Here is a 16,700-nt window from a genome sequence, read left to right on the forward strand (position 1 = left end):
TGGTGCAAACCAGCGCCCTACTTTTTTGGTGGTTGTTTGAAGCCGCTCATCCCGGCGAATGCCGGGACCCAGATGGAATGGTTTTGAGGCTGACGCCACGAGCGTTGAGCTCTTCCAGTCCACCACACCGCTATGGGATCTGGATCCCGGCATTCGCCGGGATGAGCGGATTAGGCGTTCACAACCCCGTCGATCCACGTCCGGCGCACCTGGAGCGCGTCGTCCAGCAGCACCAGGTCGGCGGCGGCCCCGGCCTTGATCGCGCCGCGCCGGCCCGCCAGACCCAGGAAGGCGGCGGGGGAGGCCGAGGCGATCGCCACGGCGTCCTCCAGCGACAGGGCCAGCATCGACACGGCGTTGCGGACCGCGCCGATCATGTCCAGGTCCGAGCCCGCCAGGGTGCCGTGGTCGTCGACGCAGACCCCGTCGACCACGCGGATGTGGCGGCCCTGCAGGTTGAAGTCCTTCTCGGTCATGCCGACGGTCGGCATGGCGTCGGTCACCAGCATGAAGCGGTCCAGGGGCCGCGTGCGCAGGGCGATCTTCAGGGTCACGGGGTCGACGTGGCGGCCGTCGACGATGATCCCGCACCAGGCGCTCTGGCTCTCCAGGGCCGCGCCGACCACGCCAGGCTCGCGGCTGGTCAGGGGCGACATGGCGTTGAACAGGTGGGTGAAGCCGGTCAGGCCGGCGTCCAGCCCCTTGCGCACCGTGCCGTAGGCGGCGTTGGTGTGGCCGGCGGCCACCGTCACCCCGGCGCTGGCCAGGCGGCGGACCATCTCGGGCGTGGTGGTCTCCGGCGCCAGGGTCACCAGGGTCTTGCCGCGCTTGAGCGAGCTGAGCAGGGCCACGGCCTCGTCGTCGAGGGTCCGGAACTTGCTGGAATCGTGGATGCCCTTGCGCTTCACATTGAGGAACGGACCCTCGATGTGGACCCCCAGCACGCCGGGCACGCCGGCCTCGATCGCCTGCTCGGTGGCGCGCATGGCCGCGTCGACCACGGCCAGGTCGTCGCTGATCAGGGTCGGCAGGAAGCCGGTGGTGCCGTAGGGGCGGTGGGCCGCGCCGATGGCGGCGATCGCCTCGACGGTGGTGGCGTCGTTGAACAGCACCCCCCCGCCGCCGTTGACCTGGGTGTCGATGAAGCCGGGGACCAGCAGGCCGCCGTCCAGGTCGTGGCGCTCGGCGCCCGCCGGCGTGTCAGCGCTGTCGATGAGGCCCTGGATCCGGCCGTCGACGATCGCCACGGCCTTGCCGTCGACGATCCCCTCGGGCGTCAGGATGCGGCCATTAACGAGAACAGACTGCATCAGACGGTTTCTGTGACCTTGTTGAGGTGCGGAGGGCTGTCGGGATCGTAGCCGCGCGCCACCGAAAGCGCATTGGCCATCCGGTAGAAGCTCTGGATCATCAGGATCGGCTCGATCACGGGGTGCGCGGCCAGGGCCGGGAGGACCCCGGCGCCTGTTTCTCCGGCGCCCGCCAGCAGGACGTCGGCGCCGCGTTCGGCCACGCCCTCGGCCATGGCGTCGACGCTGTCGCGGCTCTCGTCGTTCTGGGCGAAGACCAGCACCGGGAAGCCTTCCTTCACCAGGGCCATGGGCCCGTGCAACACCTCGGCGGCGCTGAAGGCCTCGGCGTGCAGGCCGCAGGTCTCCTTGAACTTCAGGGCCGCCTCCTGGGCGACGCCGAAGCCGACGCCGCGGCCCAGCACATAGAGGTTGCGGGCCAGCTTCAGGCGCTCGACGGCCGGGGTCCAGTCCAGGGTCCAGGCCTCGGCCAGCAGGGCGGGCAGGGTGGACAGGGCGGCGGTCAGGTCTTCGTCCCCGGTCCAGGCGGCGACCAGCTGGGCGATGGCCGACAGGGCGGTGATGTAGGACTTGGTGGCGGCCACGCTCAGCTCGGGCCCGGCGTGCAGCGGCAGCACCTCGTCGGCCAGGGCGGCCAGGGGCGAGGCGGTGTCGTTGACCAGGGCGATGACGAAGGCGCCGGCGGCCTTGGCGGCCTGGACGGCGGCCAGCAGGTCCGGGCTCTTGCCCGACTGCGAAATGGCCAGATACAGCACGTCGCCCAGGTCCTGCTGGGCGGCGTAGACGGAGCTGACCGACAGGGCGGCCGACGAGGTCAGGACGCCGGTGCGGGTCTCGACCAGGTACTTGGCGAAGGTGGCGGCGTGGTCGCTGCTGCCGCGGGCGCAGGTGACCACGGCGCGGGGCGGCTGGGCGCGCAGGCGCTCGCCGATCTTGGCGGCGCGGGCGGCGTTGGCGGCCAGTTGGGCGGCGACGGCTTGCGAGGCCTGGCCGGCCTCGAGGAACATGCGGGTCGATTCCGCCGTCAGCCTCGCCGGTTCAGCGGGGGGTGCGGGTCGGGTCAAGACGTTGGCCTCCAAAGCAGGCGTTCCCTTTACATAAGCGTGCGGGGCGGGCCCCGCTCAGTGCGTGGCCCTCAGCTGAGGGCGTTCAGTTCGGCGACGAAGTCGTAGGCGTCGCCGCGGTAATAGGACTGGGTCACTTCGACCGCCCGGCCGTCCGGCAGGAAGCTGCGGCGCTCGATCAGCAGCCCCGCGTCCTTGACCGGCACGCCCAGCAGCTCGGCCTGCTCGGCGGTGAACAGCACCGCGCGCAGCCGCTGCAGGGCGCGGGCGGGGCGGTGGCCGGTGGCCTCCAGGGCTTCATAGAGCGAAACGCCCACCACCTCGGCCGAGGGCAGGGCGAAGCCGGCGACGGTGGAATATTCCAGCGCCATCGGCGCGCCGTCGGCGTAGCGGATGCGGGCGAAGCGGAAGACCGGCGTGCCGGGCGACAGGCCCAGGGTCAGCGACTCCTCGGGCGTGACGGCGCCCATGGCCTTGCTGATCCATTCGCTGCGCGGGACCCGCCCGCGCGAGATCATGTCCTCGGTGAACGAGGTGAGCTTGGAGAAGCTCTTCTCCACGCGCGCGGCGACGAAGGTGCCCGCGCCCTGGCGGCGCGTCAGCAGGCCCTCGCTGACCAGGCCGTCCAGCGCCTTGCGCACCGTGATGCGCGAGATGTTGAACTCCTCGGCCATGTCGCGTTCGGCCGGCAGGGCGTCGTCGGGACCCAGCACCTTCTTCTGGATGGCCTCGCGCAGGGCGCGTTGCAGCTGCTTGTAGAGCGGGGCGTGGTCGTCGCCGGCCAGGCCGCCGATCCTCTCAGAAAACATCGTCAATTCCGCACCCCCGCGCAAAACCGCGCCACCCCGTGACCACCGGGATAGCATATGACCATTTTCGTACCAATAAGAACATGGTCTGCAATTGGTTCTTTTTTGGCCTTGTCATCCGATAAATTTCCGTCACAGTCGCCTTCCGAGGCCCGAGAAGTACCGCATTCTACGGATGTCCGCAGATAATTGGTATCAGATTGGGCTTGGGGTTCGGCTCCAGGCCCAAGGGTCTGGAAAAAGGGGAGAAGCCGAGTATGCGAAATTTCCACAAGACCATTCTAACTGCGTCCGCCAGCGTTCTGGCGGTCGCGTTGGCCGCGCCGGCCTTCGCGCAGGACTCTACACAAGTCGACGAGCTGGTCGTCACCGGCATCCGGGCCTCGCTGCAGGCCTCGGTCGAAGCCAAGCGTAACGCCGACGCCGTGATCGACGTGATCACCGCCGAAGACATCGGCAAGTTCCCGGACAAGAACGTCGCCGAGTCGCTGCAGCGCGTCCCGGGCGTCACCATCCAGCGTGAATTCGGCGAAGGCGAGCGTATCTCGATCCGCGGCACCGCGCCGACCCTGAACCGCACCCTGCTGAACGGCCACGCCGTGGCCACCGCCGACTGGTTCATTCTCGACCAGTTCAAGGCCAGCCGCAGTTTCAACTACCTGATGCTGCCGTCGGAAATCGTCGGCAAGGTCGAGGTCTTCAAGAGCCCGATGGCCGACATCGACGAAGGCGGCGTGGGCGGCACGGTCAACGTGCACACCCGCAACCCGCTGGACCTGGACCCGCTGACGGTCTCCGGTTCGCTGCAGGCCTTCCATGACGAGAAGTCGGGCGACACCGATCCGACCGCCTCGGCCATGCTCAGCTGGCACAACGCCGACAAGACGTTCGGCGTCCTGGTCGGCGGCATCTACGACAAGCGCCGCATCCGCCGCGACGGCATCGAGGTCCTGGGCTACCAGGCCGTGACCACGGCCACCGGCAACGGGACCAACATCACCGGCATCACGCCCGGCCAGACGGTCTACGCGCCCAGCCTGATCGGCTCGTCGCTGTTCACCCAGACCCGCGAGCGCAAGGGCGCCAACTTCGCCATCCAATACGCGCCCAGCGACAAGTGGGACGTGAACCTGACCGGGTTCTACTCCCACATGGACGCCGACAACTTCAACCAGAACTACATGGCGTGGGTCAGCCAGAAGATCGGCGCCCTGGCCACGACGCCGACCGAGACCTTCAACATCACCAAGGTCAGCAACGGCACCGCCGTGGCCGGCAACTTCAACACGCCCGGCGCGAACGGCGTGGTGTTCGACGCCATCGACCGCCTGGCCCACACCAATGTCGGCTCGCTCGACCTGTCGGGCACCTGGCGTCCGGCCGACGGCTGGGAGTTCAGCGGCCGCGTCGGCTACACCAAGGCCAAGGGCGCCACCGACCTGCAGCCGTTCTGGGAAACCAACGCCGCGACCGGCCTGAGCTACGACCTGTCGGGCGGCCTGCCGAAGGTGAGCTTCACCGACATCAACCCCCAGACCGCCGACGACGAGATGTCGCTGGGCTGGGTGTCGGCCAACACCACCGTCAACGACGACGACGAGTTCTACACCTTCGTCGACGGCGAGAAGTTCCTGGACGGCGGCGTGTTCAGCTCGGTCAAGTTCGGCCTGAAGTACACCGACCACGACCGCGACGTGGTGCAGACCTACGGTCAGCGCCGCGCCCTGTTCGGCGCCAGCGCCTGCGGCGGCCACGCCTGCTCGCTGGCCGACGTCGCCGGCGGCCCGACGCCCAGCGACTACCTGGACGGCATCAAGGGTCCGGGCGTGCTCAGCTCGTACCTGACGGCCGACAAGAACAAGATCGAGGCGATCTACGCCGCGATGGGTCCGGCCACGATCTACGACCCGAACAACCCCAACACCGGCGGCTGCATCGGCCTGGCCAACTGCGACCACTTCGGTCCGCTCGAAAGCTTCGACTTCAACGAGAAGACCTTCGGCGGCTACGTGATGGGCAACCTGAAGGGCGACGGCTGGCGCGGTAACGTCGGCGTCCGCGTCGTCAACACCAAGATCGAGACCAACGCCTGGCGCGTCGGCGTCTCGGCGGGCACGCCGGGCGCGATCAACAACCCGTTCGGCCTGATGGCGCCGACCTCGGGCGAGAAGGAGTACACCGACATCCTGCCTTCGGCGAACTTCGCGTTCGACCTGAAGGACGACCTGGTGCTCCGCGTGGCCGCCGGCCGCGTCCTGGCCCGTCCGGACTACGCCCAGATGGCCGGCTTCACCTCGCTGACCGAGTCCCTGCTGACGGCCTCGGGCGGCAACCCGAACCTCGACCCGTATCGCGCCAACCAGTACGACGCGACGCTCGAGTGGTACTTCGCCCCGCAGTCGATCCTGTCGGTCGACTTCTTCTACAAGGACATCTCGACCTTCATCGTCCAGGGCGCGACGACCGAGAAGCTGCCGCTGCAGGCCGCCGCCAACGACCCGCGGGTCGTGAACCCCGCCAACCAGTGCGTGCTGCAATCGCCGGGCCTCTACAGCTGTAACTACAGCGTCGGCCGTCCGGTGAACGTGGCGGGCGGCGACACCAAGGGCTTCGAGGTCAACTTCCAGATGCCCATCTGGAACGGCTTCGGCGTCCTGGCCAACTACACCTACTCCGACGCCAGCTCGTCCACGGGCGTTCCGGTGCCGTCGAACTCGAAGAACATCTTCAACGTCAGCGGCTACTACGAGAACGACCGCTTCAGCGCCCGTCTGTCCTACAACTACCGGTCCAAGTTCTTCGTCGACTACGACGCCGAGCGCGGCTACCGGCAGCTGTGGTCGGACTCGATCGCCTCGCTGGACGCCTCGGCCAGCGTCAACCTGACCGAAAACATCTCGCTCAGCCTCGACGCGATCAACCTGACCGACGAGAAGCAGACCGACAACTACGACAACGATCCGAACCGTCCGGCCCGTATCTACAAGAACGGCCGCATGATCTTCGGCGGTGTCCGCTTCAAGTTCTAGTCCGCGTACCGGGCCTCCGGCGTCCGCGCCGGAGGCCCGTAGTTTCCTCCCGAGATCGTTGCATCGGAGGCGGCATGGTCCAGGATCGCGTCATGACCTGCCCGCCGCCGCCGATCGCGACCAAAGTCCTCCTGACTGCAAGCACGGAGCTGGGGCGGAGCGGTCAAACGCTCCGCCCGCTTTTTGCCGCCCCGTCCTTTCCGCATGTCAGCTGGTGAGCGACCTCTCATGACCTTTTCCGCCCTCAAGGCCTCGGCGATCCTTTCGGCGTCGGTGGCCGCCCTGGCCTTCGCCTCGGCGACCCATGCGGCTCAGCCCGTCCTGACCCTGACGCCGGCCCCGGCCCAGGCGACCCCGGGGCAGGGGACCTTCGCCCTGACCGCCAGGACCCGGATCTTCGTCGCCAAGGGCGACGTCGAGGCCCGCGTCGTGGCCGGCCAGCTGTCGGACATGCTGTTCAAGGCCCGCGGCCTGAAGCCCGCCGTCGTCGAGGGCGCGCCCTCCGCCGGCGAGGCGGCCATCGCCCTGGCCCGGGGCGCGGTCTCCAGCGACAAGATCGAGGCCTACAAAGTCGAGATCGCCCCGACCGGCGTCGTCATCACCGCCCCCAAGCGCGCGGGCCTGTTCTACGGCGCCGTCAGCGTCTGGCAGCTGGCCGTGCAGGACGCCGCCAAGGGGCCCGCCCAGCTGCCCGCCGTCGGCATCGACGACGCCCCGCGCTTCGCCTGGCGCGGCTTCATGCTGGACAGCGCCCGCCACTTCCAGAGCGTCGAGACGATCAAGTCGATCCTCGACACCATGGCCGCCCACAAGCTGAACGTCCTGCACTGGCACCTGGTGGACGACCAGGGCTGGCGGCTGGAGATCCGGAAGTATCCGAAGCTGACCTCGGAAGGCTCCTGGCGCGTCCCGGCCGGGGCGGCGGGGCGCGACCCCAAGACCGGCAAGCCGATCCGCTACCAGGGCTTCTACACCCAGGACCAGGTGCGCGAGCTGGTGGCCTACGCCGCGGCGCGCGGCATCACCATCGTCCCCGAGATCGAGATGCCGGGCCACGCCCTGGCGCCGCTGGTGGCCTATCCCCAATACGGCATGACCAAGGCCCCGCCGCGCGCGAACATGGGCGACTGGGGCGTGTTCCCCTATCTCTACAAGCCCAGCGACGAGACGTTCGGCTTCCTGAACGACATCCTCGACGAGGTGATGGACCTCTTCCCGTCCGAATACATCCACGTGGGCGGCGACGAGGCCGTGAAGGACCAGTGGAAGGCCAGCCCCGAGGTCCAGGCCCAGATCCAGGCCCTGGGCGTCAAGGACGAGCACGGGCTGCAGAGCTGGTTCATCCAGCGCGCCGAAAAGCACATCAACAGCCGCGGCCGGCGGATGATCGGCTGGGACGAGATCCTGGAAGGGGGCCTGGCTCCCAACGCCACGGTCATGTCCTGGCGCGGGGTCGAGGGGGCGGTCGCCGCCGCTTCCCAGGGCCACGACGCGGTGCTGGCGCCCGACAGCACCCTCTACATGGACCGCCGCCAGAGCGCCTCGGCCGACGAGCCGCCCGGCCGGATCAAGATCGTCAGCCTCAAGGACGTCTACGACTTCGACGCCGCTCCGGCCGCCCTGACGCAGGCCCAGCGCGCCCACATCCTGGGCCTGCAGGCCAATTCGTTCACCGAGCACATGCGCACCGACGAGCGGCTGGAGAAGATGACCTTCCCGCGCCTGATCGCCGTGGCCGAGAACGGCTGGACGCCCGAGGCCGGCCGCGACTGGGACAGCTTCGCCGCCCGCCTGCCGGCCGAGATCGCCCGGATGGACGTACTGGGCGTGGCCCACGACACCGTGCCCTACGAACCCCAGGCCACCCTGCGCCCCGCCGACGGCGGCCAGGTGTCGGTCGCCCTGGCCTCGGGCCTGGGTCTCGGCGAGATCCGCTACACCACCGACGGCAAGGCGCCGACCAAGGCCTCCAGCCTCTACGCGGCGCCCCTGAGCGTCGCGCCGGGCAAGACCGTCCGCACGCGGACCTTCCTGGGCGATGAGCCCCTGGGCCGGGTCCGCGACTATCCGGTCAGCCTGCTGGCCGCCCAGACGCGCAACAGCCACCAGCTCGAGATCTGCGGCAACGGCATCAACCTGTCGCTCGAGGACGACGCCCCGGTGAGCGGCCCGCGCGCGGTGTTCGCCGTCGACCTGATGAACCCCTGCTGGGTATGGAAGGGCGCCGACCTGTCGACCGCCCTGACCCTGACCGCCCGCATCGGCCAGGTGCCGTTCAACTTCCAGATCGGCGCCGACCGCGAGAAGATCCCGCTGCGCGCCCCGGCCACGCCGGACGGCGAGCTGGAGGTGCGGCTCGACGGCTGCGCGGGCGAGCGGATCGCCGCCATCCCGCTGGGCGCCGCCGCCCGCGGGCCCGCCCTCGGAACGGTCGGCGGCAGGATCCCGGCCGAGGGCGGGGTCCACGATCTCTGCCTGACCTTTACAGCCAAGTCCGTCGAGCCGACCCTGGTGCTCGACAGCGTCTCCCTCACGGCCGCCGGCAAGAGCGGCGAGAACTAAGAACCCAGAAGCAGGAAGCGTCCCGGTGTCCAATCTCGTACTGTCCTCGCCGCTCAAGGGCTGGATCGCCCCGCTGGACGAGACGCCCGACGCGGTGTTCGCCGAGCGCATGCTGGGCGACGGCCTGGCCATCGACCCGCTGGGCTCGACCCTGCACGCGCCCTGCGACGCGCGGGTGATCGCCGTGCACGGCACGCGCCACGCCGTCACCCTGCGGGCCGACAACGGCGCCGAGATCCTGATGCACGTGGGGCTGGAGACCGTCGGCCTGGGCGGCGAGGGCTTCGAGGTCCACGTCAAGGACGGCCAGGCGGTCAAGACGGGCGACAAGCTGATCAGCTTCGACCTGGACCTGCTGAGCCAGCGCGCCAAGAGCCTGATCACCCCGGTGGTGATCACCAACGCCGACGCCTTCCAGATCGTGCGCCGCGAGCAGGACCACGCCGCCGCGGTGGGCGACTTCCTGATGGAGCTGGCCCCGGTGGGCGGCGCCGGCGCGGTGCTGGCCATCGCCGAGGGCGAGGTGGCGCGCGAGGTCGTCGTGCCGCTGCAGCACGGCATCCACGCCCGCCCGGCCGCCCGCATCGCCGAGAGCGCCCGCAAGTTCGCCGCCGAGGTGGCCCTGGTCGCCGTCAACCGCCGGGCCAGCGCCAAGAGCCCGGTCGGGGTGATGTCGCTGGCCGTGCGCCACGGCGACCGCATCAGCGTCGTCGCCTCGGGCCCCGACGCCGACTTCGCCGTGGCCGCCATCGCCGAGCTGATCGAAAGCGGCATGGGCGAGAGCGCGGCCCTCCCGCCGACCGCCACGCCGGCCGCCGTCGTCGAGGCCGTCCGCGCCGCTCCGCCCAGCGAGCCCGGTCTGCTGCGCGGGGTGATGGCCGCCCCGGGCCTGGCGATCGGCCAGGCCGTGCGCTTCGTCTCCAGCGACATCGTGGTGACCGAGGCCGGCGCCGGCGCGGGCCACGAGCGCGCCGCCCTGGAGGACGCCCTGGTCCAGGTCCGCGCCAAGATCGAGAAGTCGGCCAGCAAGGGCGACACCGCCCGCAAGGCCATCCTCGGCGCCCACCTGGCCTTCCTGGAAGATCCCGAACTGACCGCCTCGGCCCACCGGCTGATCGCCGACGGCAAGAGCGCCGGCTTTGCCTGGCGGCGCGCCGTGGGCGGCTATGTCGAGGCCCTGCGCGGCCTGGGCGACCGTCGCCTGGCCGAGCGCGTCGACGACCTGATCGACCTGGAGCGCCAGGTGCTGCGCGCCCTGTCGGGCGAGGAGGACGAGGCCCGCGCCCTGCCGCCCGGCGCCATCCTGCTGGCCGACGAACTGCTGCCCTCCCAGCTGATGGGCGTGGAGGCGGGCCAGGTGGCCGGCTTCTGCACGGCCAAGGGCGGGCCGACCTCGCACGTGGCCATCCTGGCCGCCGCCATGGGCATCCCGGCCATCGTCGCCGCCGGCCCGGGCGTGCTGGACGTCACCGAGGGCGCGGCCCTGATCCTCGACGCCGAGGACGGCAGCTTGCGCGTCGGTCCCGACGCCGCCCAGCTGGCCGCCGCCCAGACCGCCATCGCCGCCCGCCACGAGCGCAAGGCCGCCGCCAAGGCCGCCGCCCACCAGGAAAGCCGCACGGCCGACGGGACGCGGATCGAGGTCTTCGGCAATGTCGGCTCGCTGAACGACGCCCTGGCCGCCGCCGCCAACGGCGCGGAGGGCTCGGGTCTGCTGCGCACCGAGTTCCTGTTCCTGGAGCGCGAGACCCCGCCCGACGAGGACGAGCAGGCCCGCCAGTACCAGGCCATCGCCTCGGCCCTGGACGGCCGCCCGCTGATCATCCGCACCCTGGACGTCGGCGGCGACAAGGCCGCACCCTATCTGCCGATCCCGGCCGAGGAGAACCCGGCCCTGGGCCTGCGCGGCGTGCGCGTGAGCCTGTGGCGGCCGCACCTGCTGAAGACCCAGCTGCGGGCCATCCTGCGGGTCAAGCCGCTGGGCCAGTGCCGGATCATGGTCCCGATGATCGCCAGCCTCGACGAGCTGCGCGCCGTCCGCGCCGTGCTGGAGGAGGCCAAGCGCGAGATGGGGATCACCGAGCGCGTCGAGCTGGGGGTGATGATCGAGACCCCCGCCGCCGCCGTCACCGCCGACCTGATCGCCGCCGAGGCCGACTTCCTGTCGATCGGTACCAACGACCTGACCCAGTACGTGCTGGCCATGGACCGGGGCAATCCCGAGCTGGCCGCCCGCATCGACGCCCTGCACCCGGCCGTGCTGCGGATGATCGACCAGACCTGCAAGGGTGCGACGCGCCATCAGCGCTGGGTCGGCGTCTGCGGCGGCCTGGCCTCCGACCTGGTCGCCGTGCCGGTGCTGGTCGGGCTGGGCGTCACCGAACTTTCCGCCACCGCGGCGACCGTGCCGGAGGTGAAGGCCCTGGTGCGGACCCTGGACGTCGAGGCCTGCCGGGCCCTGGCCCGCCAGGCGCTGGACCAGGCCTCGCCGGAGGCCGTCCGAGATCTCTGCAAAGCCTTCCACCAGAAGGTTGGAGCCTAAGCGATGAAGTCCCCGCTCGAATTCCTCCAGCCCCTGGGCCGGGCCCTGATGCTGCCCATCGCCGTGCTGCCGGTGGCGGCCCTGCTGTTGCGCGTCGGCCAGAACGACCTGCTGGGCCGGCCCGAACTGGCGATGCTGACCCACGACCTGTCGCTGACCGTGGCCAACGTCTTCGGCGCGGCCGGCGGGGCGGTCTTCGCCAGCCTGGGCCTGATCTTCGCCATCGGCGTGGCCGTGGGCCTGGCGCGCGAGAACCACGGGGCGGCGGGTCTGGCGGGGGTGGTCTGCTACGTGATCGCCACCAAGGGCGTCGACGCCCTGATGGTCGTGCCGCCCGACGTCGCCGCCAAGGCCGTGGAGGGCGCCAGGGACCTGACCGTCGCGGCCTGGAAGGCCAAGGAGATCGGCAAGCTGTCGATCCCGGTCGGCATCCTGTCGGGCGTGATCTGCGGCTGGCTCTACAACCGCTACAGCAACATCAAGCTGCCCGAATACCTGGCCTTCTTCGGCGGACGGCGCTTCGTGCCGATCGTGGCCGGCCTGGCCGGGGTGCTGCTGGCCCTGATCTTCGGCTTCGCGTGGAGCGGGCTGGAGGCGGGCGTCGACGGCCTGTCGGGCCTGGTCACCGCCTCGGGCAATGTGGGCCTGTTCGTCTACGGCCTGCTCAACCGCCTGCTGATCGTCACCGGCCTGCACCACATCCTCAACAACGTGGTCTGGTTCATCCTGGGCGACTTCAACGGCGCCACCGGCGACCTCAACCGCTTCGCGGCCGGCGACAAGAGCGCCGGGGCGTTCATGAGCGGCTTCTTCCCGGTGATGATGTTCGGCCTGCCCGCCGCGTGCCTGGCCATGTACCACACGGCCCGCCCCGACAAGCGCAAGGCCGTCGGCGGCATGCTGGGCTCGCTGGCCCTGACCTCGTTCCTGACCGGCGTGACCGAGCCGATCGAGTTCACCTTCATGTTCCTGGCCCCGCTGCTGTTCGCGATCCACGCGGTGCTGACCGGCCTGGCCATGGCCCTGATGAACATCCTGGACATCAAGCTGGGCTTCGGCTTCTCGGCGGGCCTGTTCGACTACGTGCTGAACTTCAACAAGGCCACGCACCCGCTGCTGCTGATCCCGGTGGGGCTGGTCTACGGCGCGATCTATTACGGGATCTTCCGCTTCGCCATCCAGCGCTTCGACCTGAAGACCCCGGGCCGCGAGGCCGACGACGCGGTGGCCGCACCCGTGGTGAGCACCGGCGGCGGACGCGGGGCGGACTTTGTGGCGGCCCTGGGCGGGGCGGCCAATCTTACCAGCGTCGACGCCTGCACCACCCGCCTTCGCCTGATCGTCGCCGACCAGGGCGCGGTCAACGAGCCGGCCCTGAAAGCCCTGGGCGCGCGGGGGATCGTCAAGCCGTCGGACAAGGCCCTGCAGGTCGTGCTGGGGCCGGTGGCCGACCAGGTGGCCGGCGAGATCCGCGCGGCCATGAACGCCGGCGGCGCCGCCGCGCCGGCCAAGGCCGTCGCCGCCAAGGCCGCGCCCCTGACCTCGGCCCTGCCCACCGCGGCCGACGACAGCCGGGCCGAGACCCTGGTCGCCGCCCTGGGCGGTTCGGCCAATGTCGAGGCGGTCGGCGCCTGCTCCAGCCGCCTGCGGCTGGTGGTGCGCGACAACGGCGCCGTGGACGAGGCGGCGCTGGCGGCCCTGGACTCGCGCGGCGTGGTCCGGGTCGGCGAGCGCGCCGTGCACGTGGTGCTGGGCCCCGACGCCGAGCGGATCGGCGAGGCGGTGCGTTGCCTGCTGCCGGCCTGACGGCGCGGTGCTAGGAATGCGGAAAGCGTAGGGGGACGGGCGTGGACAAGGCGATCAACGACATCCTGATCGTCGGGGGCGGCACGGCCGGGTGGATGACCGCCGCCTACCTGGCCCGCCGCCTGGGCTCGGTCCGGCCGGACGGGGTGCGCATCACCCTGATCGAGTCCAGCGAGATCGGCATCATCGGGGTGGGCGAGGGCACCTTCCCGACCATCCAGAACACCATGCGCACCATCGGCGTCGACGAGGCGCGGTTCATGCGCGAGGCCGGGGCGGCCTTCAAGCAGGGCATCAAGTTCGTCGACTGGAAGACCGCGCCCAAGGACGGGGTCCACAGCCACTACTACCATCCGTTCGCCCAGCCCCGGCTGCTGAACGGCGGCCTGGACCTGGCGCCCTACTGGCTGATGGGCGGGGCGGGCGACATCCCGTTCTCCGACGCCGTCACCCTGCAGGACAAGGTCTGCGACGCCGGTCGCGGGCCCAAGCGCCTCGACGATCCGCAGTACGGCGGGCCGATGGCCTACGCTTACCATTTCGACGCCGGACGCCTGGCCAACCTGCTGCGCGACGTCGGCAAGGCCACGGGCGTCAAGCACGTGCTGGGCAACGTGCAGGGCGTCAACAAGGCCGAGGACGGCTCGATCGCCTCGCTGACCACCCGCGAGCACGGCGACCTGACGGCCGATCTCTATATCGACTGCACCGGGTTCGCCGGGGCCCTGATCGGCGAGGCCATGGGCAGCGCCTGGATCGACAAGGGCGACACCCTGTTCGTCGACCGCGCCCTGGCCCTGCAGGTCCCCTACGACCGCCCCGACGCGCCGGTGGCCACCACCACCATCTCCACCGCCCACGAGGCCGGCTGGACCTGGGACATCGGCCTGCCCGACCGGCGGGGCACGGGCTATGTCTATTCCAGCCGCCACACCACCGACGACCGGGCGGAGGAGATCATCAAGGGCTATGTTGGCAAGGCGGGCGAGGGCCTGACGCCCCGCCTGCTGAAGCTGAAGGTCGGCCACCGCGAGGCGCACTGGATCAAGAACTGCGTGGCCGTGGGCCTGTCGGGCGGGTTCCTGGAGCCGCTGGAATCCACCGGCATCGTCCTGATCGAGGCCGCCGCCTACATGCTGGCCCGCAACCTGCCGCGCCAAGGCGGGATGGAGGCGGCCGCCCGCCAGTTCAACGCGGCCATGACCGACCGCTACCTGCGGGCCATCGACTTCATCAAGCTGCACTACTGCATCAGCCAGCGGACCGACAACGCGTTCTGGACCGACAACTGCGACCCCGCCTCGATCCCGGAGAGCCTGCAGGACCACCTGGCGATGTGGAAGCACCGGCCGCCCAACGCGTTCGACTTCCCGAACCTCCACGAGAGCTTCAAGTACTTCAATTACCAGTACATCCTGTACGGCATGGGCTACGGGACAGAGGTCGATCCGGCCGCCCACGCCCACGGCGACCTGGCGCGGGCCGACTTCGGGCGGGTGCAGGAGGCGGGCCGCCGCGCCGCCGCCGGCCTGCCCCATCACCGGGCCCTGCTGACCGACGTCTACACGCGCGGCTTCACCACCAAGGCCCCCGACCTGGCCGCGGCCGAGGCCGCCGAGGCGCCCCGGCGGTGAGCGAGACCGCCGCCTTCGCGCCCGGCCCCGATCCCCGCGTCGAGCTCCTGCGCGTCGGCCAGGAGCAAAGCCCGGTCCTGATCCTGGACGGCCTGCTGGACGGGGCCGAGCGCCTGGTCGACTTCGCCGCCGAGACGGCCGTCCTGGCCCCGGTCAAGGCGGCCGTGAACTTCTATCCCGGGGTCCGCGCGCCCGCCCCGCCGGGCTATGTCCAGGCCCTGGTCACGGCCCTGAGGCCCTATCTGGCGGAGACCTTCGGCGTCGCGGCGGGCGGCAAGGCCCACGTCACCTGCGCCCTGTCGATTGCGGTCCTGCCGGCCGACCAGGCGACCTGGGCCCAGCGCCTGCCGCACATCGACACCACCTCGCCCACCCAGCTGGCGATCCTGCACTATCTGTGCAGCCCTCCGCACGGCGGCACCGCCTTCTACCGCCACCGCGCCACCGGCTTCGAGGCGATCGATCCCGCGCGCGGCCCCGCCTACCTGGCCGCCCTGCGCGAGGAGATGGCGACGGGGGCCGTCGGGGCGGACGAGGGCTACATCGCCGCCTCCAACGCCCTGTTCGAGCAGACCGCCGTCGTCGCGCCGACGTTCAACCGGATCATCGTCTACGCCAGCAACCTGCTGCACGCCGGCGTGCTGTCCGACCGGCCCGCCGACGCCGATCCCCGCCGGGGCCGGCTGACGGCCAACACCTTCTTCCGTCCCGAAGCCGGCTGACGCCCTCAACGCCGGACGAGCGGCGTCCGTCCGCCTTCGGCGCCAGCGCTGTCAGAACCTACAAACCACGGCAGGCATGTCCAAGCCGCCCGCCCACGATCGGCCTAGCCTCCCGCGCGGACGCCGGCGACCAGCGCCGGCTCGACAGAGAGGGGCCGGAGCATGACCACGTCTTCCGATGAACAGGACGGCGCGTCGCGGCGCGACGTCGTCACCAGCGGCCTCAGCCTGGCCCTGATGAGCGCGATCCCCTCGCTCTCGGCGTCCACATCGTCCGCGGCGACGCCCAAGGCCTCGCCCAAATCCCCAGGAGACACCATCATGAGCAGCGGCTTCGTCACCACCAAGGACGGCACGCAGATCTTCTACAAGGACTGGGGGCCCAAGACCGCCCAGCCGATCGTGTTCCACCACGGCTGGCCGCTCAGCGCCGACGACTGGGACAACCAGATGATGTTCTTCCTGGCCGCGGGCTTCCGGGTCATCGCCCATGACCGTCGCGGCCACGGCCGGTCCACCCAGACCGACACCGGCAACGAGATGGACACCTACGCCGCCGACGTCATCGCCCTGACCGACCACCTGGACCTGAAGAACGCCGTCCACGTGGGCCACTCCACCGGCGGCGGCGAGGTCATCCACTACGTGGCCCGCGCCAAGCCCGGCCGCGTGGCCAAGGCCGTGCTGATCGGCGCCGTGCCGCCGATCATGGTCAAGAGCGACAAGAACCCGGGCGGCCTGCCGATCGAGGTGTTCGACGGCTTCCGCGCCGCCCAGGTCGCCAACCGCGCCCAGTTCTTCCACGACGTGGCCGCCGGCCCGTTCTACGGCTTCAACCGTCCGGGCGCGAAGGTGTCGCCGGCGGTGGTCGAGAACTGGTGGCGCCAGGGCATGATGGGCGGGACCAAGGCCCACTACGACTGCATCAAGGCCTTCTCGGAAACCGACTTCACCGAGGACCTCAAGAGCGTCGACGTGCCCGTGTTCCTGATGCACGGCGAGGACGACCAGATCGTGCCGATCGACGACTCCGCCCGCATCGGCATCAAGCTGCTCAAGAAGGGCACGCTGAAGACCTATCCGGGCCTGCCGCACGGCATGTGCACGACCCATCCGGAAATCATCAATCCCGACCTGCTGGCCTTCATCAAGGCCTAGGCTGAGGTTCCGGACGAACGAAGGAGGGGCGGCCCCCCCCCGGCCGGGGCCCCCCCCCCCGCTA

At 70.4% G+C, this 16,700-nt stretch carries 10 protein-coding genes; 7 read left to right on the plus strand and 3 right to left on the minus strand.

Going from position 1 to position 16,700, the window contains the following annotated elements:
* Positions 1-170 precede the first annotated feature (170 nt).
* The 3 genes from nagA to WAE60_RS21990 are packed head-to-tail and all read right to left on the minus strand — an operon-like array spanning position 171 to position 3,183.
* Complete coding sequence (gene nagA / locus WAE60_RS21980) at positions 171-1,310, minus strand: N-acetylglucosamine-6-phosphate deacetylase (protein WP_337688803.1); 1,140 nt, start codon at positions 1,308-1,310, stop codon at positions 171-173.
* Positions 1,310-2,389, minus strand: a complete 1,080-nt coding sequence (locus tag WAE60_RS21985) for an SIS domain-containing protein (RefSeq protein WP_337688805.1) — start codon at positions 2,387-2,389, stop codon at positions 1,310-1,312. The genes nagA and WAE60_RS21985 overlap by 1 nt, the downstream gene beginning before the upstream one ends.
* Positions 2,390-2,445: 56 nt before the next feature.
* Positions 2,446-3,183, minus strand: a complete 738-nt coding sequence (locus WAE60_RS21990) for a GntR family transcriptional regulator (protein ID WP_029911324.1) — start codon at positions 3,181-3,183, stop codon at positions 2,446-2,448.
* Positions 3,184-3,440: 257 nt separating this feature from the next.
* Between WAE60_RS21990 and WAE60_RS21995 the strand changes: the two genes are divergently transcribed.
* From WAE60_RS21995 to WAE60_RS22025, 7 genes are all read left to right on the plus strand, one after another.
* On the plus strand, positions 3,441-6,212 hold the full coding sequence (locus WAE60_RS21995; RefSeq protein WP_029911327.1) for a TonB-dependent receptor: 2,772 nt from the start codon (positions 3,441-3,443) through the stop codon (positions 6,210-6,212).
* 228 nt (positions 6,213-6,440) lie between these two features.
* Positions 6,441-8,774 carry a family 20 glycosylhydrolase gene (locus WAE60_RS22000; protein ID WP_337688807.1) on the plus strand — a complete coding sequence of 778 codons (2,334 nt, stop codon included), beginning with the start codon at positions 6,441-6,443 and terminating at the stop codon, positions 8,772-8,774.
* 25 nt (positions 8,775-8,799) lie between these two features.
* Positions 8,800-11,316, plus strand: coding sequence for a phosphoenolpyruvate--protein phosphotransferase (gene ptsP / locus WAE60_RS22005; protein ID WP_337688809.1), 2,517 nt, complete (start codon positions 8,800-8,802; stop codon positions 11,314-11,316).
* Between the two features lie 3 nt (positions 11,317-11,319).
* Positions 11,320-13,122, plus strand: coding sequence for an N-acetylglucosamine-specific PTS transporter subunit IIBC (gene nagE, locus WAE60_RS22010; protein WP_337688810.1), 1,803 nt, complete (start codon positions 11,320-11,322; stop codon positions 13,120-13,122).
* A 41-nt stretch (positions 13,123-13,163) separates the two neighbouring features.
* Positions 13,164-14,756, plus strand: coding sequence for a tryptophan halogenase family protein (locus WAE60_RS22015; protein WP_337688811.1), 1,593 nt, complete (start codon positions 13,164-13,166; stop codon positions 14,754-14,756).
* Positions 14,753-15,478 (plus strand): DUF6445 family protein, encoded by a 726-nt coding sequence (locus tag WAE60_RS22020; protein WP_337688813.1) that lies wholly within the window; start codon positions 14,753-14,755, stop codon positions 15,476-15,478. Before WAE60_RS22015 ends, WAE60_RS22020 begins: the two co-directional genes overlap by 4 nt.
* Before the next feature lie 321 nt (positions 15,479-15,799).
* On the plus strand, positions 15,800-16,636 hold the full coding sequence (locus WAE60_RS22025; protein ID WP_029911357.1) for an alpha/beta hydrolase: 837 nt from the start codon (positions 15,800-15,802) through the stop codon (positions 16,634-16,636).
* The last annotated feature ends 64 nt before the right edge of the window (positions 16,637-16,700 follow it).

The organism is Caulobacter sp. CCG-8 (genome assembly GCF_037402475.1).
GTDB lineage: Bacteria > Pseudomonadota > Alphaproteobacteria > Caulobacterales > Caulobacteraceae > Caulobacter.

What these genes read in the sequence shown, in the direction of transcription:
- nagA (WP_337688803.1), bottom strand. Translation starts at nt 1,310, where the DNA reads ATGCAGTCTGTTCTCGTTAATGGCCGCATCCTGACGCCCGAGGGGATC.
- WAE60_RS21990 (WP_029911324.1), bottom strand. Translation starts at nt 3,183, where the DNA reads ATGTTTTCTGAGAGGATCGGCGGCCTGGCCGGCGACGACCACGCCCCG.
- WAE60_RS21995 (WP_029911327.1), top strand. Translation starts at nt 3,441, where the DNA reads ATGCGAAATTTCCACAAGACCATTCTAACTGCGTCCGCCAGCGTTCTG.
- WAE60_RS22000 (WP_337688807.1), top strand. Translation starts at nt 6,441, where the DNA reads ATGACCTTTTCCGCCCTCAAGGCCTCGGCGATCCTTTCGGCGTCGGTG.
- nagE (WP_337688810.1), top strand. Translation starts at nt 11,320, where the DNA reads ATGAAGTCCCCGCTCGAATTCCTCCAGCCCCTGGGCCGGGCCCTGATG.
- WAE60_RS22025 (WP_029911357.1), top strand. Translation starts at nt 15,800, where the DNA reads ATGAGCAGCGGCTTCGTCACCACCAAGGACGGCACGCAGATCTTCTAC.